The sequence below is a fragment of the Candidatus Allofournierella excrementigallinarum genome (assembly GCF_944388085.1).
Taxonomy (GTDB): Bacteria; Bacillota; Clostridia; order Oscillospirales; family Ruminococcaceae; genus Allofournierella_A; species Allofournierella_A excrementigallinarum.
Window position 1 is genome coordinate 1 of record NZ_CALXHK010000025.1, and the last position, 19,753, is coordinate 19,753.

Annotated in this window: 26 protein-coding genes; 21 read left to right on the plus strand and 5 right to left on the minus strand. The window is 65.1% G+C overall.

Annotation, left to right across the window (positions count from 1 at the left end; all coding sequences use genetic code 11):
* From rplF to ACH2AT_RS06285, 17 genes are all read left to right on the plus strand, one after another.
* Positions 1–475, plus strand: a 475-nt coding sequence (gene rplF, locus ACH2AT_RS06205) for a 50S ribosomal protein L6 (RefSeq protein WP_394964395.1), incomplete at its 5' end; no start/stop codon positions are given.
* Between the two features lie 18 nt (positions 476–493).
* Entirely contained in the window at positions 494–853 is a 360-nt protein-coding gene (gene rplR, locus ACH2AT_RS06210; RefSeq protein ID WP_394964396.1) for a 50S ribosomal protein L18, read from the plus strand.
* Between the two features lie 13 nt (positions 854–866).
* Complete coding sequence (gene rpsE / locus ACH2AT_RS06215) at positions 867–1,370, plus strand: 30S ribosomal protein S5 (protein ID WP_394964398.1); 504 nt, start codon at positions 867–869, stop codon at positions 1,368–1,370.
* 239 nt (positions 1,371–1,609) lie between these two features.
* Entirely contained in the window at positions 1,610–1,780 is a 171-nt protein-coding gene (gene rpmD, locus ACH2AT_RS06220; protein WP_394964446.1) for a 50S ribosomal protein L30, read from the plus strand.
* A 20-nt stretch (positions 1,781–1,800) separates the two neighbouring features.
* Positions 1,801–2,241, plus strand: coding sequence for a 50S ribosomal protein L15 (rplO, locus tag ACH2AT_RS06225; RefSeq protein WP_330058963.1), 441 nt, complete (start codon positions 1,801–1,803; stop codon positions 2,239–2,241).
* A 1-nt stretch (position 2,242) separates the two neighbouring features.
* Positions 2,243–3,541 (plus strand): preprotein translocase subunit SecY, encoded by a 1,299-nt coding sequence (gene secY, locus ACH2AT_RS06230; protein ID WP_394964400.1) that lies wholly within the window; start codon positions 2,243–2,245, stop codon positions 3,539–3,541.
* A gap of 42 nt (positions 3,542–3,583) precedes the next feature.
* On the plus strand, positions 3,584–4,216 hold the full coding sequence (locus tag ACH2AT_RS06235; RefSeq protein WP_394964402.1) for an adenylate kinase: 633 nt from the start codon (positions 3,584–3,586) through the stop codon (positions 4,214–4,216).
* A 3-nt stretch (positions 4,217–4,219) separates the two neighbouring features.
* Positions 4,220–4,993, plus strand: a complete 774-nt coding sequence (gene map / locus ACH2AT_RS06240; protein ID WP_394964404.1) for a type I methionyl aminopeptidase — start codon at positions 4,220–4,222, stop codon at positions 4,991–4,993.
* Positions 4,981–5,238 carry a KOW domain-containing RNA-binding protein gene (locus tag ACH2AT_RS06245; RefSeq protein WP_394964406.1) on the plus strand — a complete coding sequence of 86 codons (258 nt, stop codon included), beginning with the start codon at positions 4,981–4,983 and terminating at the stop codon, positions 5,236–5,238. Before map ends, ACH2AT_RS06245 begins: the two co-directional genes overlap by 13 nt.
* Before the next feature lie 12 nt (positions 5,239–5,250).
* Positions 5,251–5,469, plus strand: a complete 219-nt coding sequence (infA, locus tag ACH2AT_RS06250) for a translation initiation factor IF-1 (RefSeq protein ID WP_058965282.1) — start codon at positions 5,251–5,253, stop codon at positions 5,467–5,469.
* Between the two features lie 30 nt (positions 5,470–5,499).
* A complete protein-coding gene (gene rpmJ / locus ACH2AT_RS06255; RefSeq protein ID WP_058965281.1) occupies positions 5,500–5,613 on the plus strand; it encodes a 50S ribosomal protein L36 in 114 nt (37 codons plus the stop codon).
* A gap of 91 nt (positions 5,614–5,704) precedes the next feature.
* Positions 5,705–6,076, plus strand: coding sequence for a 30S ribosomal protein S13 (gene rpsM / locus ACH2AT_RS06260; protein WP_394964408.1), 372 nt, complete (start codon positions 5,705–5,707; stop codon positions 6,074–6,076).
* 15 nt (positions 6,077–6,091) lie between these two features.
* Positions 6,092–6,499, plus strand: coding sequence for a 30S ribosomal protein S11 (gene rpsK / locus ACH2AT_RS06265; RefSeq protein WP_177522288.1), 408 nt, complete (start codon positions 6,092–6,094; stop codon positions 6,497–6,499).
* Positions 6,500–6,518: 19 nt separating this feature from the next.
* A complete protein-coding gene (rpsD, locus tag ACH2AT_RS06270) occupies positions 6,519–7,145 on the plus strand; it encodes a 30S ribosomal protein S4 (RefSeq protein ID WP_394964409.1) in 627 nt (208 codons plus the stop codon).
* 72 nt (positions 7,146–7,217) lie between these two features.
* Positions 7,218–8,174, plus strand: a complete 957-nt coding sequence (locus ACH2AT_RS06275) for a DNA-directed RNA polymerase subunit alpha (protein WP_177522286.1) — start codon at positions 7,218–7,220, stop codon at positions 8,172–8,174.
* Positions 8,175–8,197: 23 nt separating this feature from the next.
* Positions 8,198–8,539 (plus strand): 50S ribosomal protein L17, encoded by a 342-nt coding sequence (gene rplQ / locus ACH2AT_RS06280; protein ID WP_177522285.1) that lies wholly within the window; start codon positions 8,198–8,200, stop codon positions 8,537–8,539.
* 277 nt (positions 8,540–8,816) lie between these two features.
* Positions 8,817–9,968, plus strand: coding sequence for a ribose-phosphate pyrophosphokinase (locus tag ACH2AT_RS06285; protein WP_394964448.1), 1,152 nt, complete (start codon positions 8,817–8,819; stop codon positions 9,966–9,968).
* 93 nt (positions 9,969–10,061) lie between these two features.
* Here ACH2AT_RS06285 and ACH2AT_RS06290 read toward each other — a convergent pair whose 3' ends face one another.
* From ACH2AT_RS06290 to ACH2AT_RS06300, 3 genes are all read right to left on the minus strand, one after another.
* Positions 10,062–10,505 carry a NifB/NifX family molybdenum-iron cluster-binding protein gene (locus tag ACH2AT_RS06290; protein WP_394964412.1) on the minus strand — a complete coding sequence of 148 codons (444 nt, stop codon included), beginning with the start codon at positions 10,503–10,505 and terminating at the stop codon, positions 10,062–10,064.
* Positions 10,506–10,591: 86 nt separating this feature from the next.
* On the minus strand, positions 10,592–11,302 hold the full coding sequence (locus ACH2AT_RS06295; RefSeq protein WP_394964414.1) for a class I SAM-dependent methyltransferase: 711 nt from the start codon (positions 11,300–11,302) through the stop codon (positions 10,592–10,594).
* Positions 11,303–11,311: 9 nt separating this feature from the next.
* Positions 11,312–11,791 (minus strand): GNAT family N-acetyltransferase, encoded by a 480-nt coding sequence (locus tag ACH2AT_RS06300; RefSeq protein WP_394964416.1) that lies wholly within the window; start codon positions 11,789–11,791, stop codon positions 11,312–11,314.
* 271 nt (positions 11,792–12,062) lie between these two features.
* Between ACH2AT_RS06300 and ACH2AT_RS06305 the strand changes: the two genes are divergently transcribed.
* The 3 genes from ACH2AT_RS06305 (at position 12,063) to ACH2AT_RS06315 (ending at position 16,566) form a co-directional block, all read left to right on the plus strand.
* Positions 12,063–14,342 (plus strand): SpoIIE family protein phosphatase, encoded by a 2,280-nt coding sequence (locus ACH2AT_RS06305; protein ID WP_394964418.1) that lies wholly within the window; start codon positions 12,063–12,065, stop codon positions 14,340–14,342.
* A gap of 258 nt (positions 14,343–14,600) precedes the next feature.
* Positions 14,601–14,972, plus strand: a complete 372-nt coding sequence (locus tag ACH2AT_RS06310; protein ID WP_394964420.1) for a BlaI/MecI/CopY family transcriptional regulator — start codon at positions 14,601–14,603, stop codon at positions 14,970–14,972.
* A complete protein-coding gene (locus ACH2AT_RS06315) occupies positions 14,965–16,566 on the plus strand; it encodes a M56 family metallopeptidase (RefSeq protein ID WP_394964421.1) in 1,602 nt (533 codons plus the stop codon). The genes ACH2AT_RS06310 and ACH2AT_RS06315 overlap by 8 nt, the downstream gene beginning before the upstream one ends.
* A 65-nt stretch (positions 16,567–16,631) precedes the next feature.
* Here the strand turns inward: ACH2AT_RS06315 and fba are convergent, their stop codons facing one another.
* Together fba and ACH2AT_RS06325 are read right to left on the minus strand one after the other, a co-directional pair.
* A complete protein-coding gene (fba, locus tag ACH2AT_RS06320; protein ID WP_394964423.1) occupies positions 16,632–17,495 on the minus strand; it encodes a class II fructose-1,6-bisphosphate aldolase in 864 nt (287 codons plus the stop codon).
* Between the two features lie 69 nt (positions 17,496–17,564).
* Complete coding sequence (locus ACH2AT_RS06325) at positions 17,565–18,410, minus strand: DNA-3-methyladenine glycosylase family protein (protein WP_394964425.1); 846 nt, start codon at positions 18,408–18,410, stop codon at positions 17,565–17,567.
* Positions 18,411–18,965: 555 nt separating this feature from the next.
* On the opposite strand from ACH2AT_RS06325, the gene rlmB reads away from it, so the two are divergent.
* Entirely contained in the window at positions 18,966–19,742 is a 777-nt protein-coding gene (gene rlmB, locus ACH2AT_RS06330; RefSeq protein ID WP_394964427.1) for a 23S rRNA (guanosine(2251)-2'-O)-methyltransferase RlmB, read from the plus strand.
* The last annotated feature ends 11 nt before the right edge of the window (positions 19,743–19,753 follow it).

The window sequence follows — 19,753 nt, forward strand, 5'->3', positions numbered from 1 at the left end:
CGTCACCGTGAAGGGCCCCAAGGGCACCCTGAATTCCAAGATCCATCCGCTGATGACCGTGAAGGTCGAGAATGGTGAAATCCTGGTGACCCGCCCCAATGACGAGAAAGAGGCCCGCAGCCTGCACGGCCTCACCCGCACCAACATCTCCAACATGGTGGAGGGCGTTGTGAACGGCTTCGAGAAGAAGCTGGAGGTCCAGGGCGTCGGCTACCGTGTGGCCAAGCAGGGCAAGAGCCTGGTCATGAACCTGGGCTTCTCCCATCAGGTGATCGTGGACGAGACCGACGACATCAAGATCGAGGCCCCGGACGCCAACACCATCATCATCAAGGGCATCGACAAACAGAAGGTCGGCCAGTTTGCCGCGGAAGTGCGCGAGAAGCGCCCCCCCGAGCCTTACAAGGGCAAGGGCATCCGCTATGCCGGTGAGCACATCATCCGCAAAGAGGGCAAAGCCGGCAAAGGCAAATAAGGTAAGGAGTGAAAGACAATGGTTAATAAGCCTGACAAGAACGAAGCCCGGCTTCGTCGTCACCGCCGTGTGCGCGGCAAGATCAGCGGCACCGCTGAGCGCCCCCGTCTGGATGTATTCCGCTCCTCCAAGCACATCTATGCCCAGATCATCGATGACGTGGCCGGCGTGACCCTGGTCAGCGCCTCCACCCTGGAGAAGGGCTTCGAGGGCTTTGGCGGCAACGTCGAGGCGGCTGGCAAGGTCGGCAGGATGATCGCCGAGAAGGCTCTGGCGAAGGGCATCAAGACCGTCGTGTTCGACCGCGGCGGCTTTGTGTACCACGGCCGCGTGAAAGCTTTGGCCGAGGGCGCCCGCGAGGGCGGCCTGGAGCTGTAAGGAGGAGGATACAATGGAAAGAAGAAATCGTGAAGTTGACGACGGCATGCTGGAAAAAGTCGTTGCCATCAACCGCGTATCCAAAACCGTTAAAGGCGGCCGCGTGATGAAGTTCAGCGCTCTGGTTGTCGTTGGCGACGGCAAGGGCACCATCGGTTTTGGCATGGGCAAGGCCGGCGAGGTTCCCGAGGCCATCCGCAAGGGCCTCGAGGCTGCCAAGAAGAACATGCGCAAGATCAACCTGAAGGGCACCACCATCCCCCACGAGATCGTGGGCGAGTTCGGCGCCGGCCGCATCCTGATGCGTCCCGCCGCCCCCGGTACCGGCGTGATCGCCGGCGGCCCCGTTCGCGCGGTGCTGGAAGTGGCCGGCATCAAGGACATCCGCACCAAGTGCCTGCGCTCCAACAACCCCTGCAACGTGGTCACCGCCACCTTCAACGGCCTGTGCAACCTGGTCAGCGCTGAGGAAGTGGCTGCCAAGCGCGGCAAGACCGTGAAAGAGATTCTGGGTTAAGGAGGTAGCTTACAATGGCAGAAACCGAGAAGAAGGTAGCGGCCACCGAGGCTGCCGCCGAGAAGAAGCCCGCCGCCAAAAAGGCCCCCGCGGCCAAAAAGCCCGCGGCCAAGAAGGCGGCTGACGGCGAGGCCAAGCCCGCCGCCAAGAAGCCCGCGGCCAAGAAGGCGGCCAGCGGCGAAGCGAAGCCCGCCGCCAAGAAGACCGCCGCCAAGAAAGCGGAAGCCAAGGCCGGCACCGTGACCGTGAAGCTGGTCAAGAGCCTCTCCGGCCGTGGCCAAAAGCAGATCGCCACCGCCAAGAGCCTGGGCCTTGTGAAGATCGGCGACGTCACCGTCCAGCCCGACAACGCCCAGACCGCCGGCAAGATCGCCAAGATCAGCCACCTGGTCGTGGCCACCAAAGCGTAACAGCAAGGAGGTGCAAGCAGATGAAGCTTCATGAATTAAAGCCCGCCGCCGGCTCCAACGTGGCAGCCAAGCGCAAGGGCCGCGGCCACGGCAGCGGCAACGGCAAGACCGCCGGCTACGGCCACAAGGGCCAGAAGGCCCGGTCCGGCGTCAAGAAAGCCGGTTTCGAAGGCGGCCAGATGCCGCTGCAGCGCCGCCTGCCCAAGCGCGGTTTCAACAACATTTTCGCCACCGAGTATGCTACCGTTAAGGTGAGCGACCTGGAGGCCAAGTTCGAAGCCGGCGCCGTGGTGGATACCAAGGCCCTGGTGGAAGCCGGTCTGATCAAAAAGAGCCTGGACGGCGTGAAGGTGCTGGGCAATGGCGAACTGACCAAAGCCCTCACCGTTCAGCTGGCGGCCTACACCGCCACTGCCAAAGAAAAGATCGAGAAGGCAGGCGGAAAGGCCGAGGTGATCTAAGGTGTTCGATACGTTTCGCAACGCGTGGAAGATCCCCGAACTGCGTAAAAAGATCCTGTTCACCCTGATGATCCTCGTGATCTTCCGGCTGGGCTGCGCCATCAGCGTGCCCTACGTCAACGTGGACGCGCTGGAGCTCTTCCGGGAGCTGGGCGGCAGCGGCAACATGCTGGATTACCTGAATATGATGAGCGGCGGCGCGCTGAGCCAGTGCGCGATCTTCGCTTTGAGCGTATCGCCCTACATCAACGCCTCCATCATCATCCAGCTGCTCACGGTGGCGATCCCCGCCCTGGAGCGGCTGAGCAAAGAGGGTGAGGAAGGCCGGCGCAAGCTGACCCGCATCACCCGCTACACCGGCGCCGGCATCGGCGTGGCCATGAGCATCGGCTACTACATGGTGCTGCGCAGCTGGGGCGTGCTGGCCTACAACACCGGCTGGCAGGCCTGGTTCAGCGCCGTCGTTATCGTGCTGAGCTTTGCGGCCGGCAGCCAGCTGCTCACCTGGATGGGCGAGCAGATCGACGCCAAGGGCATCGGCAACGGCGTTTCGCTGCTGATCTTCGTGGGCATCATCTCCCGCTGGAGCGACGTCATCGGCAGCGTGCAGGCCCTGCTGGCCGAAGCCGCCGACGGCAAGCCCCAGTACTACGTCTACCTCCCCATCATCGCCATCCTGGCGATCGCGGCGGTGGTGTTCGTGGTCATCCTCACCAACGGCGAGCGCCGCATCCCGGTGCAGTACGCCAAGCGGGTGGTGGGCCGCAAGATGTACGGCGGGCAGGCCAGCCACATTCCCATCAAGGTGAACATGAGCGGCGTTATGCCCGTCATCTTTGCCAGCACCCTGTGCAGCATCCCCAACATGATCGGCAGCCTCTTGCAGGTCGAGAGCTCCTTCTGGGTGGCGTTCTTCAACGTGTTCAACTACAACAGCCTCCTCTACGCAGTCATCTACCTGCTGCTGATCCTGGCCTTCAACTATTTCTATGTGGCCATTCAGTACAACCCGGTGGAGATCGCCAACAACCTGCGCAAGAACAACGGCGCGATCCCCGGCATCCGCCCGGGCAAGCCCACCAGCGACTTCATTACCAAGAGCCTGTCCAAGATCACCCTGATCGGCGCTGTGTTCCTTGGCATCGTCGCGGTGCTGCCCATCATCCTGGGCAACGTCACCGGCGTGAGCATCCAGCTGGGCGGCACCAGCCTGCTGATCGTCGTGGGCGTGGCGCTGGACACCGGCCGCAGCATGGAAAGCTACATGCTGATGCGCCATCACAAGGGCTTCCTCGAGTGAGGCCCTGACGCGAAACACAAAGCAGAAAGGGGACAAACGAGCATGAACCTGATTCTTTTGGGCGCTCCGGGCGCCGGCAAAGGCACCCAGGCCGAGATCGTCTGCGACAAGCTGGGCATCCCGGCCATCAGCACCGGCAACATCCTGCGCGAGGCCGTGAAGAACGGCACAGAGATGGGGCTGAAAGCGAAATCCTTTATGGACAGCGGCGCGCTTGTCCCCGACGACGTCATCATCGGGATCATCAAAGAGCGCCTGGCCCAGCCCGACTGCTCCAAAGGCTTCATTCTGGACGGCGTGCCCCGCACGGTGGCCCAGGCCGAGGCGCTGGAGGAGATGGGCGTGGTCATCGACAAGGTGGTGGACCTGGAGGTGGCGGATGAAGTGATCATGCGGCGGCTTTCCGGGCGGCGGGTGTGCTCCGCCTGCGGGGCTTCCTATCACCTGGAATTCAAGCCCAGCCGCGAGCCTGACCGGTGCGACCGGTGCAGCGGGCCGCTGATCGTCCGCAAGGACGACGAGCCCGCCACCGTGCGCGACCGGCTGGCCGCTTACCACGAGCAGACCGAGCCCCTGGTGGAATTCTACCGCCAGCGGGGCAAGCTGGTGGTGGTGGAAGGGCAGGACAACATTGCCGACACCACCGCGCTGCTGCTCAAAGCACTGGAGGCGTAACGCGTGATCCAGCTGAAAAATGCCAAAGAACTTGCCGTCATGCGCCGGGCCTGCGAGATCAGCGCCCTGGCGCTGCGGCGCGGCGGCGAAGCGATCGAGGCGGGCATCACCACCGCCGAGATCGACAAGATCATCTTCGACTTTATCAAACGGCAGGGCGCCAAGCCCAACTTCAAGGGCCTGTACGGCTTTCCGGGCACCGCGTGCATCAGCGTCAACGACGAAGTGATCCACGGCATCCCCAGCCATGCAAAGGTGATCCGGCCGGGCGATATCGTCAGCATCGACACAGGGGCTGCCTTCGGCGGCTTCAACGGGGACAACGCCTGCACCTTCGGATGCGGCAAACTGGACCTGGAGGCCCGGCGCCTGCTGGACGTCACGCGCGAGTCGCTGCACCGGGGCATTGCCGCCGCGGCGCCCGGCGCGCGGGTGGGCGATATCAGCAACGCGGTTCAGACCTATGTGGAGGAAAACGGCTTCTCGGTCGTCCGCAGTTTTGTGGGCCACGGAGTGGGCAAAGAGCTCCATGAGGACCCGGAGGTGCCCAATTTCGGGCCCGCCGGGCGCGGCCCCCGCCTGGCGGCGGGCATGACCCTCGCCATTGAACCGATGGTCAACCAGAAGCACTACTCCGTGGTGACGGGGGCCGATGGATGGACGGTGACAACGGCGGACGGCGGCCTTTCCGCTCACTTTGAGCACACGGTCGCCATCACCGCCGCCGGCCCGGAAGTTCTGACCAAAGCGTGGGAGGGGCCTGAATGGACTTTGTAAAAGGCCAGCTGGTCCGCTCGAAAGCCGGCCGGGACAAAAACCGGACCTTTGCGGTGATCGGCATACAAGGCCAGATGCTTTTTCTCGCGGACGGAAGTCTGCGCAAACTGGATCGGCCCAAGGCCAAAAAGATAAGGCATGTGGCCCCCACCGCAACCGTTCTGCGGGGCGAGAGCCTTGCAACCGACAAACAGCTCGCAGCGGCGGTGAAGGCGTTCGACGCCCGGCGCCCCGCAAAGCCATGAGGAGGGAAGAGTTTGTCTAAAGAAGACGTCATCGAAGTTGAGGGCACTGTCGTCGAGGCGCTGCCCAACGCCACCTTCCGGGTGGAGCTGGCAAACGGCCATCGGCTGCTGGCGCACATCTCCGGCAAGCTGCGGACCAATTTCATCCGCATCCTGCCCGGAGACAAGGTTACACTGGAAATGTCGCCCTACGATCTGACCAAGGGGCGCATCACCTGGCGCTCGAAGTAAAGCGCCCAAGTCACAAAGGAGGTTATCAGCATGAAGGTCAAGCCTTCCGTGAAACCCATCTGCGAAAAATGCAAGGTCATCAAGCGCAAAGGCCGCGTGATGGTCATTTGCGAAAACCCCAAGCATAAGCAGCGCCAGGGCTGAGGCCCTCCAGCGCTTGGGGGGCAAGTGCGTAGATTCCCGGCGCAGCCCCCGACACGGACATGGGATGTTATTTTAGGAGGTTTTTGAAACTATGGCACGTATTGCCGGCGTTGACCTGCCCCGCGAAAAGCGGGTCGAAGTAGGCCTGACTTACATCTATGGCATTGGCCCCAGCACCGCCAAGAAGATCCTGGCGGCTACCAACATCGATCCCGACACCCGCGTGAAGGACCTGACCTCTGAGCAGGAAGGTCTGATCCGTGAGTACCTGGACAAGAACAACGTCATCGTGGAAGGCGATCTGCGCCGCAACGTGGCGCTGGACATCAAGCGCCTGGTGGAGGTCCAGTGCTACCGCGGTGTTCGCCATCGCAAGGGGCTGCCCGTTCGCGGCCAGCGCACCAAGACCAACGCTCGCACCCGCAAGGGCCCGAAGCGCACCGTCGCGAACAAGAAGAAGTAAGGAGGAGCAAGAGAAATGGCAACTAAAGCTGCTGCTAAAAAGGGCGCCGTGCGCACCAAGCGGCGCGAGCGCAAGAACATCGAGCGCGGCGCTGCGCACATCCAGAGCACCTTCAACAATACCATCGTTACCATTACCGATACGCAGGGCAACACCGTTTCCTGGGCCAGCTCCGGCGGTCTGAACTTCCGCGGTTCCCGCAAGAGCACTCCCTTCGCCGCCCAGTCTGCGGCGGAGGCCGCCGCCAAGGTGGCCATGGAGCACGGCATGAAGACCGTTGAGGTCTACGTCAAGGGCCCCGGCGCCGGCCGCGAAGCCGCCATCCGCGCGCTGCAGGCCACCGGCCTCGAGGTCAACATGATCAAGGACGTGACCCCCATCCCCCACAATGGCTGCCGCCCGCCCAAGCGCCGCCGCATCTGATTTTTAAGGAGGAACAAGAATGGCAAGATATACAGGCGCAGTGTGCCGTCAGTGCCGCCGCGAAGGTCAGAAACTGTTTTTGAAAGGCGAGCGCTGCTATTCCGACAAGTGCGCGTTCGCGCGCCGCAGCTTCGTGCCCGGCCAGCATGGCGCCGGCCAGATGCGCAAGAAGGTCAGCGAGTATGGCCTGCAGCTGCGCGCCAAGCAGAAGGCGAAGCGCTACTACGGCGTTCTGGAGAGCCAGTTCGCCCACTACTTTGACATGGCCGAGCGCAAGAGCGGCATGACCGGCGAGAACCTGCTGCGCATCCTGGAGAGCCGCCTGGACAACGTTGTCTACCGCGCCGGCTTCGCCATGAGCCGCAAGGAAGCCCGTCAGCTGGTGCTGCACCGTCACTTCACCGTGAACGGCAAGATCGTCAACATCCCCTCCTACCTCCTCTCTGCCGGCGACAAGGTGGAAGTCAAGACCACCGACAGCGCCAAGCTGAAGGAGTGCGCTGAGAAGAATGCCTCCCGCCCTGTGCCCGGCTGGATGACCAAGGACCTCGAGAAGATGAGCGTCGTGGTCGACAAGCTGCCGGACCGCGCCGACATCGACTTCGATGTGGCCGAGCACCTGATCGTTGAGTTGTACTCCAAGTAACAGACTCACCCAAGGGAAAGCGAACACTACAGGCCGCCCTTCCGGGGCCGGCCGCCAAGGGAGGATTTAACTATGATGGAGATCGAACGCCCCAGAATCGATACCGCGAGCCTGTCGCCCGACGGACGCTACGGCAAGTTTGTCGTGGAACCGCTGGAGCGTGGCTTCGGTACCACCTTGGGCAACAGCTTACGGCGTGTCCTGCTCTCGTCGCTTCCCGGTGTAGCCGTCACCAGCGTTAAGATCGACGGCGTCGTTCACGAGTTCAGCACCATCCCCGGCGTCAAGGAAGACGTGACCGAGATCGTTCTGAACCTCAAAGGCATTGCCGCCAAACTCTACGCCGACGGCCCTGTCACCGTGCGCATCGAGGCGTCCGGTGAGTGTGAAGTTACTGCTGGCAGCATCAAACCCAGCGATGAGATCGAGGTGCTGAACCCCGAATGGCACATCGCCACCCTGGACGAAGGCGGCAAGCTCGTGATGGAGCTCACCTTCGACAAGGGCCGGGGCTATGTGCCCGCTGAGCGCAACAAGCAGCTGGTGATGGAAAAGAACGATCTGAACGTTCTGCCCGTCGACAGCATCTATACCCCTGTCCTGAAGGTCAACTACACCGTGGACAACACCCGCGTTGGCCAGATCACCGACTACGACAAACTCACCATCGAGGTTTGGACCGACGGCACCATCAACGCCAAAGAGGCGGTGAGCCTGGCGGCCCGGGTGCTCACCGAGCACCTGAACCTCTTCGTGAATCTGTCCGAGGAGGCCATCGGCGCCGAGATCATGGTGGAGAAGGACGACAAGGGCAAGGAGAAGGCCCTGGAGATGACCATCGAAGAGCTGGATCTGTCGGTGCGTTCCTTCAACTGCCTCAAGCGCGCGGGCATCAACACCGTGGAAGATTTGATCAACAAGTCCGAGGACGAGATGATGAAGGTCCGCAACCTCGGCCGCAAGAGCCTGGAAGAGGTCATGGCCAAGCTTGATTCTCTGGGCTTTACCCTTACCAAAGACGACGAGTAATTACAGCAAAGGAGTGAAACGGGATGCCCGGTACCAGAAAACTCGGCAGAACCAGCGAGCACCGCAACGCCATGCTGCGTGCCATGGTCACCTACCTGTTTGAGAACGGCAAGATCGAGACCACCGTCACCCGTGCCAAGGAAGTGCGTTCCATGGCCGAGAAGATGGTGACCCTGGGGAAGAAGGAAGAGCTGCACGCCAAGCGTCAGGTCTACTCCTACATCACCAAGGAGACCGTGGCCAAGAAGGTCATCGACGAGTACGGCCCCAAGTATGCTGACCGCAACGGCGGCTACACCCGCATCGTCAAGATCGGCCCCCGCCGCGGCGACGCCGCCGAGATGGCCATCATCGAGCTGGTCTGACCGCAGCGCCAAAAAAAGTTTTCGGCCGCCCCTGTTCCCACGGGAACGGGGGCGGATTCTTTGTTCCTTCAAGAGGACGGCGCCGCCGCTTTTGGGCAAAATCCCCAAATTTGCGCCCCATCGCGGTCGTACAGAATGGCCCGGACGCAGAAAATGCCGAAAAATGCGCGGGACGCTGTTCCTTTGGTAAAAAGTATGTTAATATGTTGGTGTGATCATGTACGACCCGGCCCTGCCGGGGCAGGAATCGAAAAAAGAACAGGAGTTGTTTCTTGTGATGGAGCAGCAGCACAGCGGCACCGAGTTTTTCATTGACGGCAACGGCGTTGCGGACCTTGGCCTGATCGCCACCCCCGGCGCCCACGAACTGACCGCGCTGATCGACAGCCACCTGGTCCGTTGGGCCAACCGCAAAGGCCTCAACAAGGAGACCTTCATCATTCCCAGCGAGTGCCCCCGCTTTTCGTCCGGCGACGGCAAGGGCGTGATCAAGAACACCGTGCGCGGCGACGACCTCTATTTCGTGGTGGACGTGGGCAACTACAGCTGCAAGTACCGGCTGTTCAGCTCGGAAAACAGCATGAGCCCCGACGACCACTACCAGGACCTGAAGCGCCTGATCCAGGCCGCCAGCGGCAAGGCTCACCGCATCACCGTCATCATGCCGCTGCTTTATGGCAGCCGCCAGCACCGCCGCACCTACCGCGAGAGCCTGGACTGCGCCTACGCTTTGCAGGAGCTGCAGGGCATGGGCGTGGCCAACATCATCACCTTCGACGCCCACGACCCCCGGGTGTCCAACGCGGTGCCCCTGATGGGCATGGACAACGTGATGCCCACCTACCAGGTGATGAAGGCGATGTTCAAGCACATCCCCGACTTCAAGCCCACCCCCGACAGCTTCATGGTCATCAGCCCCGACGAGGGCGCCATCAACCGCAACATGTACTACGCCAGCGTGCTGGGCGTGAACCTGGGCATGTTCTACAAGCGGCGCGACTACAGCCGCGTGGTGAACGGCCGCAACCCCATCGTCGCCCATGAGTATCTGGGCGAGAGCGTGGAAGGCAAGGACGTGTTCATCGCCGACGACATCATCTCCTCCGGCGAAAGCATGCTGGACATCGGCTATGAACTGAAAAAGCGGGGCGCAAAGCGCATCTTCTGCAACGCCACCTACGCCATCTTCACCGCCGGCCTGGCCGAGTTCGACAAGGCATACGAGAACGGCATCATCAGCGGCGTGTTCGGCACAAACCTGACCTACCGCACCCCCGAGCTGCTGAGCCGCGAGTGGTTCCACGAGGTGGATGTGTCCAAATACATCGCCTACTTTGTGGCCGCCATCAACCACGACATGAGCGTGAGCAGCATCATCGACCCCCACGCCAAGATCGAAGCCCTGCTGCAACGCTACGGAGTGAAATAATCAGGCGGTTTATTACAGGTTGTAAAAAAATTTGATGAAAAAAGCCCTGGCCGACGCAGGCCAGGGCTTTTTTGCTTGGAAAGAGGGACGGGTTCAGTCACCGCAGTGGCCGCCGCAGGCATGCCCGGCGCCGCCGCAGTCGTGGCCGTGGCTGCCGCAGTCGTGGCCGTGGCTGCCGCAGTCATGGCCCTCGCCGTGGTCCTCGTGGTGGGCGCAGACGGCGTCCGGGTCAAAGGCCAGACGGCCCTCGGCCAGCGCCTCCGCCGCGGCGTCGGCGCTGCCGGTGACCCCGGCGTACACCGTGATGCCCGCCGCGGCCAGAGCGGTGCGGGCGCCGCCGCCGATGCCGCCGCAGACCAGGGCGTTCACCTTGTTCGCCGCCAGCAGGCCCGCCAGCGCCCCGTGGCCGCTGCCATTGGTGGGCAGCAGGGCGCTGCCCGCCACCTTGCCCCCTTCGATCTCGTAGACCATGAAGGCGGCGCTGTGGCCGAAGTGCCCAAAGACCTGACCAGCCTCGTAGGGAATAGCAACTTTCATTTGTTCCATGCTCCTTTTGAAAGGGCGGCCGAAGGTTCGGCCGCCCGGTTTGTTTGATTTCATTATCCCCCCGGCGGCGGCAAAAGTCAAGGCAGGGGCGCCTTCACCGCCCGCAGCAGCGGGGTGTGGTCATCCGGCGGCAGGAAGCCCAGCACCTCCACCGCGGCGAATCCCCCCGCCCGCAGGGCATCCAGTTCGTGCTCCAGGGTGAGGGGCGTGTCGAAGTGGAGAAAAGCATCCTCCGGCACCTTGTCCCGTGCCCGGCGGCGGGCGGCTTCGGCAAAGGCCATCTCTTCCATCTCCGGGGTGGAGGCAATGTAGTCGCATTCCAGAAAGACCCCGCCGGGCCGCAGCCAGCGGTGCACCTTTGCAAAGAGCTCCGCCTTTTTGGCCGCGCTCACATGGTGCAACGTCTCAAAGGCCACCACTGCGTCGAAGGGGGCGTCCTCCGGCTCCCAGCTGAAGTAGTCCGCCTGCACCAGCGTCAGGGCTTTGCCGGGGTGCTTGCGCCGCAGCAGGTCCAGCATGCCCCCCGCCAGGTCCACGCCGGTGACTTCGAGGTTAGGCAGGCGGCGGAAGATGCAGTCCAGTTCCAGCCCGGTGCCGCAGCCCAGGTCCAGAAGGCGCTTGGTGCCGCCGGGCAGTTCCCGGGCCATCCATTGGTATTGGGCCGCCCAGGGGGCCATGTGGGCCTCGTACTCCCCGGTGCGGGCGTCGAAAAAGGCCGCCATGCCTTCCAACGGCTCGTCCCGGGTGGCGGCCAGCCAGCGGCGGAATTCCTCGGTGTTTTTCTCCATATCCTTTCCTCACAATTCCTTGCGCAGCACCAGCGCGCTGCTGGTCTTTTCGCCCCAGGTAAGAAGCACCCGCTCGCTGCCCTCGTAGCCCAGCCGCCGCCAGAAGGGCAGGGGATTGCCAGGGTGGCCGTCCACCACGTCGATGCGCACTGTGCGGCTGCCGCCTGCGCGCAGGCGCTCTTCCAGCAGCGATGCGCACCGCCGCCCCAGCCCGCGGCCCTGGGCGGCGTGATGGAGGATGAGCAGGGAGAGATAAGCCCCCTCGCCGCCCCGCAGATCGGCGGCGGCCACCGCAGGGCCCCCCTCGCCTTCGGTGATGAGAAAGGAAGAAAAGCCCGCCCCGGCCATTTCCTCCAGTTCAGACAGAAGGAACGCCTCGTCCACCTGCCTTTGGCCCAGGTGATGGGCAAGAAAAGCAGGGTTCGAATTGTAAATAGCCGCAAGTTCCGGCGCGTCCTGCCGGGCGGCGGGGCGAAGAAACAGCTCCACAGCCCACCCTCCTTTCTTTGAAAAGAGCATACCACAACGGCGCGCAAAAGGCAACGCAGGGCCGAAGGGCGGGGGAAAGGGGAAGTTTTGCCGCATTTTGCGCTTGCGACGCCCTGCGGCAAAAAACGAAGGGGCAGGGGCATATACTTGGGACGAATGCCGGCGGCGGATGGCCGCCGGTGGTACCACAGCAGCCGCGGCGGCCCGCCGCGCATACGGCCAGGGCCGCCGCCGCGCTGACAACCCAGGAAGAAAAACGAGGTGGAGGAAGATGAACGAACACTTGCGCGCTCTGCGCCTGCGCCGCCGGCTGGAAGAGGCGGGCCCTGTTCTGTGGCAGGCGGCGGCGGGCGTCGGCGGCTTTTCCCTGGCGGCGGGGGGCGTTTTCGGCGGGCTGCATCCCTTCGGCCTGTCGCTGGTGCTGGGGGTGGGGCAGAGCTGGCTCCAGAGCGCCGCGGCGGGGGCGGCTTTGGGGTATCTTGCCCTGCTGGACCCGGTGGACAGCCTGCGCTGGCTGGCGGCTTTGGCCTCCGCGCTGGCGGGGCGCTGGCTCTTCCGCACCGCCTTCTGGCCCGCCGCCGCGGCGGGCTGCGGCACGCTGCTGCTGGTGCAGCTGATGCTTTCGGCGGCGGGCCTGTCCACCCCGGCGGCGGCCTTCGCCACCCTGGGGGCCGCCCTGCTGGCGGCGGCCGGAGGTTTTGCGCTGGCAAAAACGGCCAGGGCCCGGCCACGCCCTGCCGCCCCGCTGGCGGGGCAGGCCTTCCCCCTGGCGATGCTGGCCCTGCCCGCCCTGTGCGCCGTGCCTGCCGGCCCTCTTCAGCCTGCCGTGGCGGCGCTGGCGGCGGCGGGCCTGTGGCTGGCCTACCGGGGCCGCGTGCGGGACTGCGCCGCCCTCTGCGCGGCGGGGGCGGTGATGCTCACCGCCGCCGACCCGGACCTGGCCTTCGCGGGCCTGGGGGTGACGGCGGGCTGCCTTGCCGCCGCCTTCCTCACCCCCGGCGAGCGGATGGGCAGCGCTGCGGTGTTTCTGGGCGCTTCGGTGCTGTGCAGCCTGGCCGCGCCTTCGCCAAAGGCCCTGCTGGGCTTTCTGGCCAGTGCGGCGCTGGGGGAGGCCGCTTTCTTCGCCCTGCCCCGCCGCTGGCTGGCGGCCCTGCCCGGCCAGGCGGAGCCGGTGGCCGAGAGCGCCGCCCGCCCCCGCGTGGCCAGCGCCGTGGGCCAGCTGGAGCATGTGGCCCAGGCCCTCACCGGCATCGCGGACACGGTGGACAGCGTTTACAAGACCCTGCCCAAAAAAGGGGAGAGCTACAACTGGGTGATGGACCATGTGGCGGAGGAGCTCTGCCGCAGCTGCGGCCAGCGGGAGCGCTGCTGGGTGGAGCACTATTCCGACACGGTGGACGGCTTTCTGCGCCTCAAGCCCATTCTGGAACAGCAGGGCCGGGCGGCACTGGAGCAGCTGCCGGGGCAGTTCTGCCGCTGCGTGCACCCGGTGGAGCTGTGCAGCGCGGCGGGGCGGGCCTACACCCTCTTCCGCAGCCGGCGGGAGAGCCGGGTGCGGGCCCAGGCCATGCGCAGCGCCCTCACCGAGCAATACACCGCCATGGCCCAGGCGCTGGGCCAGATGGCGGGCCAGCTGGGGCAGACGGTGGCCCCCGACGAGGGAAAGACCGCCCGCCTTTCGGCGCTGCTGGCCTCCTTGGGGCTGGAACCGCTGGAGGCCCAGCTGGGCTACGACGCCTCCGGGCGGCTGCGGGGCACCGTGAGCGTGAGCCGCACCGCCTTTTCCGACGAGGAGCTGGCGGAACTGGGCAAGGAGGCCTCGGCCATCTGCCATCGGGTGCTGGCCCCCTTTGCGGTGGACCACACCGGGCCCGTCACCACCCTCACCCTCACCGAGAAAGCGGTGTACGACCCGGTGTTCGGGCTGGCGGCTCACCCGGCCAAAGAGGATGCCTGCGGCGACGCGGTGCAGCAGTTCTGCGACGCGTTTGGCAGCGCCCACCTTCTGCTCTGCGACGGCATGGGGGTGGGCAGGCCCGCCGCCATCGACGGCGCCCTGGCCTGCACCCTGGCGGCAAAACTGCTGAAAGCGGGCTTTGCCGCCGAAAGCGCGGCCCGGCTGGTGAACGTGGCGCTGGCCCTCAAGAGCGACGAGGAGAGCGCCGCCACCCTGGACCTGGTGAGCGTGGACCTTTACACCGGGCGGACCAGCCTCTTTAAGGCCGGGGCCTGCCCCACCTTTGTGGTGCGGGGCGGCAAGGCCGAACCGGTGGAGGCCGCGGGCCTGCCGGTGGGCATTCTGAGCAGCGTGGTGGGGGAGGGCCGCACCCTGACCCTCCACGAAAAAGAACTGGTGGTGCTGGTGAGCGACGGGGCGCTGGTGGACGGCCCCGGCTGGATCTGCCAGCAGCTGGAACTCTGCGCCGCCATGGGCAGCACCCCCGCCGAGACCGCCCGCATCCTGGCGGACATGGCCAAGGGCCGGGTCAGCCGCAGCGCCCACCCGGACGACATCACCGTGGCAGTGCTGGCGCTGGAAAAGGCGGTTTGATAAAAAGAATACGGCGCTCCTGCGCGGCCCCTGCGGGCCCGGAGGGGCGCTTTTTGCGTTCGCGGCCATGGGGGCGACAGGGGCCGCCTCGCCGCTTTTTATGGCCGCCGCCCGGCCCTGCCGCCGCACAGGGCAGCTTTCCGCCCGCCGCCCGGCTTTTGAAAAAACTGTGAAAAGGGGCGCGCAGGGGTTGCAATTATCTTCTACATCGTGTAGGATTAAATCAACGACAAGATGTAGAAAATGGAGGCGGAAGGAATGAAACTCTCCGACGCAGAACTGGAGATCATGGAAAAAGTTTGGGAGCTGGGCGCGCCGGTCACGGCGGCGCAGCTCACCGAGCGGATGGCGGAAAAGGGCTGGAAGCCCTCCACCCTGCTCACCTTCCTGGCCCGCATGGTGAACAAGGGGGCGCTGGCGGTGGAAAAGCGTGGCAAGCAGAACGTCTACCGGGCATTGGTGAGCGCCGACGCCTACCGTGCCGGGGCCGCCCGGGAACTGCTGGGCCGGTATTACAGCGGCAGCGTCAAGAGCATGGTGGCGGCGCTGTACGACGGGAAGGGCCTCTCCGACGGGGAACTGGCGGAGCTGCGGGCCTGGCTGGAGGAGGAGGTGAAGGGCCGTGAATGAGCTGTTCTACTCTCTGGTGCTGCCCCTTTCGGCGGCGGGCGGGCTGGCGGTGCTGGCCTGTCTGGCTCTCTCGCCGCTGCTGAACAAGCTGCGGCCCGCCGCCCGGACAAGGGCGCTGGCGGCGGCCTTCCCCTTCTTCCTTTTGCCGGTGGGGCCGGTGCTGGCGCTGCTCTTCGCGGCAAGGCCCGCCCCGGTGGCCGCGCCTCTGGCCCCGGTGGGCCGGGTGCTGCACACGGCGGCCCGCGCCGCCCAAAGCGCCGCCCCGGCGGCGCTGCCCGCCGAGACTGCCGCCGCGGCTCCCGCGCTCGACCCGGCGGCCCTGGTGCTGGCGGCGCTGCCCTGGGTCTGGGTCGCAGGGGTGCTGGCCTGCACCCTATGGCAATGGGGCCGGTACCTGTGCTTTGCCCGGGGCCTCCGCCGCCTTTCCGCCCCGGCCCAAGGGGAGCGGGACGCCCTGTGGCAGGAGGTGTGCGCCCAGGCGGGCGTGGCCCGTGTGCCCCGGCTGCGGGCCTGCCCCGGCCTTTCCGGCCCGGTGATGGCCGGCCTTGCGCGCCCGGTGCTCTATCTGCCGGAAGGGATGCCCCTGGCCCGGCTGGAACTGGCCCTGCGCCACGAGGCCGCCCATCTGAGCCGGGGCGATCTGTGGGCCAAGGCGCTGGTGCGCTGGTGCTGCCGGCTGCACTGGTTCAACCCCCTGTGTGCCCTCCACGCGGCCCGCTGGAGCCGGGCCTGTGAATATGCCTGCGACGAAAAAGCCGCCGCCGGGCTGGGCGAAGCCGACCGCCGCGCCTACGGCCTTCTGCTGCTGGACGCGGCCCAAAACCGCCCCCTGCCCGCCGGTGCGGCGGGCCTGGGCGGCCCGCAAAAAGAGATGAAGGCACGGCTGATCGCTCTGCTGCACCCGGCAGCACCCAGCCGCCGCCTCACCGCCGGAGTGGCCGCGGCACTGGCCGCCGCCCTCTGCCTGTCCGCCTGCGCGGCGGCGGGCCTGTCCGCCTCCGACGCGCCGGTGAGCGCCCCGGTGAGCAGCGCCCCGACCCAGCCGCTGGCCGGCGCGTCGTCCTCGCAGGAGCAGGAAGTGCCGGACTCGGCCTCGCAGACATCTGAAGCCCAAAACGGGGCCGAAGCAGACAGCGCCCAGCCACCCGCCTCCCAAAGCGGAGCCGAAGCGGACAGTGTGCCGCCCGCCTCCCAAAGCACCGTGCAGGCAGACGGCATACAGCAGACGGGAGAGCTTATCTGGCCGGTGCCGGAGTATACAGGAGTCAGCCGCTGGAAGAGCGACTACCACAAGGGGGCGGACGTGATGGCTCCCAAGGGCAGCGAAGTGCTGGCCATGGCCGACGGCACCGTGACCATGGCACAGTTCCATTACAGCTACGGCAACGTGGTGCAGATCGACCACGGCAACGGCCTTTCCACCCTTTACGCCCACCTGGAAAGCATCAGCGTGGCCGAGGGGGACACGGTGGCCCAGGGCCAGCAGGTGGGCACGGTGGGCTCCACCGGCAACAGCACCGGCATCCAGTGCCATGTGGAGGTCCGCCAGGACGGCGCGCTTCTGGACCTGCACGATTACTTTCCCGACGCCTGACCGCGAAAACGCAAAAAAGACCGCCCCCGGTGGGGCGGCCTTTTTGGTTCAATGGGAAGAGAGGCTTACGCCTTGTTCACGCTGCCGAACAGCTCCATCTTCTCCTTGACGGTGGCCTTGATGGCCTCAAAGCCGGGCAGCAGCAGCTTGCGGGGGTCGTAGCCCTTGCCCTGCTGGTCCTTGCCGGCCTCGATGTAGGCGCGGGTGGCGGCGGCGAAGCTCAGCTGGCACTCGGTGTTCACGTTGATCTTGGACACGCCCAGGCTGATGGCCTTCTGGATCATGTCGGCGGGGATGCCGGTGCCGCCGTGCAGCACCAGGGGGATGCCGCCGGTGGCCTCGTGGATCTTGCCCAGGGCGTCAAAGTCCAGGCCCTTCCAGTTGGCGGGGTACTTGCCGTGGATGTTGCCGATGCCGGCGGCCAAAAAGTCGATGCCCAGGTCCGCGATGCGCTTGCACTCGGCGGGGTCGGCCACTTCGCCGGCGCCCACAACGCCGTCTTCCTCGCCGCCGATGGAGCCCACCTCGGCCTCCACGGAAACGCCCATCTCATGGGCCAGCTTCACCAGCTCGGTGGTCTTGGCCACGTTCTCGTCGATGGGGTAGTGGCTGCCGTCGAACATGATGCTGGAGAAGCCGGCCTCCAGGCAGGCCTTGGCGCCTTCGTAGCTGCCGTGGTCCAGGTGCAGGGCCACAGGCACGGTGATGTTCAGGGTCTCCACCATGGCCTTCACCATGGCGGCCACGGTCTTGTAGCCGGTCATGTATTTGCCCGCGCCCTCGGAAACGCCCAGGATCACCGGGCTGTTCATCTCCTGCGCGGTGAGCAGGACGGCCTTGGTCCACTCCAGGTTGTTGATGTTGAACTGACCCACGGCATAGTGGCCGTCCCGGGCCTTTTTCAGCATTTCAGTGGCGGAAACTAACATTATTTATGACCTCCGATCGTTTGGATGGGATGTTTTCCTCAAACAGTATACCCCATCGTGCCGCCAAAATCAATCGCCGCGGCGTGGTTTTGCGGTTTTTTTGTCTGCTTTCCCACGGGGAAGGCTGGCCCTGGCATAATCGAAGATGAACTGCTGGGCAATGCCCTGATAGGGCCGGCAGCACGCCGGCGCGCCCCGGGGGAAAAGCCGCGCCATTGCCCGCTTCATCCACACGTCCATGGGCACCACGCTCCAGCGGGAGAGGCTGTAAAGCAGCACGCAGTCCGCCACTTTGGGGCCAACCCCTTTGATGGTCATCAAAAGGGCTCGAGCCCCGGCGTCGGGCAGGGCGGCAAGCGCCGCCTCGCTCACCTGCCCAGAGGCTACCTTGCGGGCCGCGTCGATGAGATACTCCGCCCGCCAGCCCGCCCGCAGGAAGGCCAGGTCCTCCGGCTGGCGGGCGGCCAGCACCTGGGGCGCGGGGAAGGAATAAAGTCCCTCGCCCAGCTTTTCCCCCAGCCCTTCGCACAGCCGCCCGGTGATGGCCGCGATGCGGGGGATGTTGTTGTTCTGGCTGATGATAAAGCAGCACAGCGTTTCAAAAAAGGGCTGGCGCAGCACCCGGATGCCGGGGCGGTGCTCCACGCACGCCGCAAGCCGCTTGCTGCCGGCGCAAAAGCGCTGCAGCAGGGCAGGGTAGTCCATGTCCAGCGCAAAGTAGCTTTCCCAGAAGGCCCGGTCCGTTTCCTCCGCGCCCTCCAGAATAAGGGCCGCGCCCTCCATGCGGGCGGTCACCGCCCGCCCGGCGGTCACGCCGGCCCATCCGCCGCCCTCCAGCGGCCGCCACAAAAAGGTCTGCCCGCAGCCAAGGGTGGCGTCCAGGTCCAGCCCGCGGGTGTTTTCAAGCAGCAGCATGGCGTCTCCTTTCAATCAAGATGCGTTCCTGCTTTGTACGATAGCGGCCAAACGGCCCAAAGTCAAGGCCGCGGGGACAGACCGGCGGGAGGTAAATAAAGAGAAAAAAGGGGCAAAATCCCTGTAAAAACCGTCGAAATTCCAATATTGACAGGCCGTTTATAACCCTTTGTTTACGGAAAAACTTTCAACAACGCTGTGGAAAACCGGGTTGAAAACCCGGCGGGCTGTGGAAAAAGTGCCCCGGACAGGCTGTTTTTTAACATTTTCCACAGGGTTTTCAACATGTGGAAAGTTAAAAGTAGAATTACGGTGTGTATAACGGTCTTTACAAAGGGATCGGCGTGGTTTCTACCGCCAAAGATTCTGCATAAATTTTTGCAGAAATGTCCAAAATCCCGCCGGGGCATGCCCGCCGCAGGGCGGCGGCGTCGAAAGGGGCCGAAACTTTGTGCCAAACACTGGCAAAACCCGCGGCGGGGTGGTATACTTTTTTTGTATGCATCACCGAGAGAAAACGGCGGTTTGTGCCGCTGCTGACAAAAAGGAGCCATCATGCGCAACAGCCCTGAAAAACACGACAGAGGCGCTCTGGAGCAGAGCCTCGTTTACGGCAGGAACCCGGTGGCCGAACTGCTGAAAAGCGGCGCCGGGGTGGACACTGTGCTGCTCAGCGAAGGCCTGCCCGACGCGGCGGCCTCCTACTACGCCGCCCTTGCCAAACAGGCAGGCGCGGTGGTCAAGCGGGTGCACCCGGGCAAGCTGCGGGCCAGCTGCGGCACCGACAGCCACCAGGGCGTGGCGGCCTATGCCTCCTCCATCTCCTACGCCAGCCTGGAGGACCTGCTGGCCGCCGCCCGCGAAAAGGGAGAAGCGCCCTTTTTGGTGCTGGCCGACGGGGTGGAGGACCCCCACAACCTGGGCGCGGTCATCCGCTCGGCTCTGCTGTGCGGGGCCCACGGCGTGGTCATCCCCAAACGGGGCGGGGCGGCGGTCACCCCCACGGTGCTGAAAAGCAGCGCCGGGGCGGCGGCCCGCCTGCCGGTGGCCCGGGTGGCCAACATCGGCGAGAGCATCCGCCGCCTCAAGGAGCAGGGCGTGTTCGTCTACTGCGCCGACATGGACGGCCAGCCCCTGGAAAAAGCCGACCTCACCGGCCCGGTGGCGCTGGTGCTGGGCAGCGAGGGCAAGGGCGTCAGCCCGCTGGCGCGCAAACTGTGCGACGGCGCGGTGAGCCTTTCCATGGCCGGGCGCGGCACCGGGGTGGACAGCTTTAACGTCTCGGTGGCGGCGGGCATCATCCTCTACGAGATCGCGCGGCAGCGCCGCTGAACACATACGCC

Bases quoted from the DNA above. Each gene is read 5' to 3' on its own strand.
- ACH2AT_RS06310 (WP_394964420.1), top strand. From the start codon at position 14,601: ATGAAACTCTCCGACGCAGAACTGGAGATCATGGAAAAAGTTTGGGAG.
- ACH2AT_RS06285 (WP_394964448.1), top strand. From the start codon at position 8,817: ATGGAGCAGCAGCACAGCGGCACCGAGTTTTTCATTGACGGCAACGGC.
- ACH2AT_RS06275 (WP_177522286.1), top strand. From the start codon at position 7,218: ATGATGGAGATCGAACGCCCCAGAATCGATACCGCGAGCCTGTCGCCC.
- rpmJ (WP_058965281.1), top strand. From the start codon at position 5,500: ATGAAGGTCAAGCCTTCCGTGAAACCCATCTGCGAAAAATGCAAGGTC.
- ACH2AT_RS06295 (WP_394964414.1), bottom strand. From the start codon at position 11,302: ATGGAGAAAAACACCGAGGAATTCCGCCGCTGGCTGGCCGCCACCCGG.
- rplO (WP_330058963.1), top strand. From the start codon at position 1,801: ATGAAGCTTCATGAATTAAAGCCCGCCGCCGGCTCCAACGTGGCAGCC.
- fba (WP_394964423.1), bottom strand. From the start codon at position 17,495: ATGTTAGTTTCCGCCACTGAAATGCTGAAAAAGGCCCGGGACGGCCAC.
- rpsD (WP_394964409.1), top strand. From the start codon at position 6,519: ATGGCAAGATATACAGGCGCAGTGTGCCGTCAGTGCCGCCGCGAAGGT.
- rlmB (WP_394964427.1), top strand. From the start codon at position 18,966: ATGCGCAACAGCCCTGAAAAACACGACAGAGGCGCTCTGGAGCAGAGC.
- rplR (WP_394964396.1), top strand. From the start codon at position 494: ATGGTTAATAAGCCTGACAAGAACGAAGCCCGGCTTCGTCGTCACCGC.
- rpsK (WP_177522288.1), top strand. From the start codon at position 6,092: ATGGCAACTAAAGCTGCTGCTAAAAAGGGCGCCGTGCGCACCAAGCGG.
- rpsE (WP_394964398.1), top strand. From the start codon at position 867: ATGGAAAGAAGAAATCGTGAAGTTGACGACGGCATGCTGGAAAAAGTC.
- ACH2AT_RS06325 (WP_394964425.1), bottom strand. From the start codon at position 18,410: ATGCTGCTGCTTGAAAACACCCGCGGGCTGGACCTGGACGCCACCCTT.
- ACH2AT_RS06235 (WP_394964402.1), top strand. From the start codon at position 3,584: ATGAACCTGATTCTTTTGGGCGCTCCGGGCGCCGGCAAAGGCACCCAG.
- ACH2AT_RS06305 (WP_394964418.1), top strand. From the start codon at position 12,063: ATGAACGAACACTTGCGCGCTCTGCGCCTGCGCCGCCGGCTGGAAGAG.
- rplQ (WP_177522285.1), top strand. From the start codon at position 8,198: ATGCCCGGTACCAGAAAACTCGGCAGAACCAGCGAGCACCGCAACGCC.
- ACH2AT_RS06290 (WP_394964412.1), bottom strand. From the start codon at position 10,505: ATGAAAGTTGCTATTCCCTACGAGGCTGGTCAGGTCTTTGGGCACTTC.
- rpsM (WP_394964408.1), top strand. From the start codon at position 5,705: ATGGCACGTATTGCCGGCGTTGACCTGCCCCGCGAAAAGCGGGTCGAA.
- ACH2AT_RS06245 (WP_394964406.1), top strand. From the start codon at position 4,981: ATGGACTTTGTAAAAGGCCAGCTGGTCCGCTCGAAAGCCGGCCGGGAC.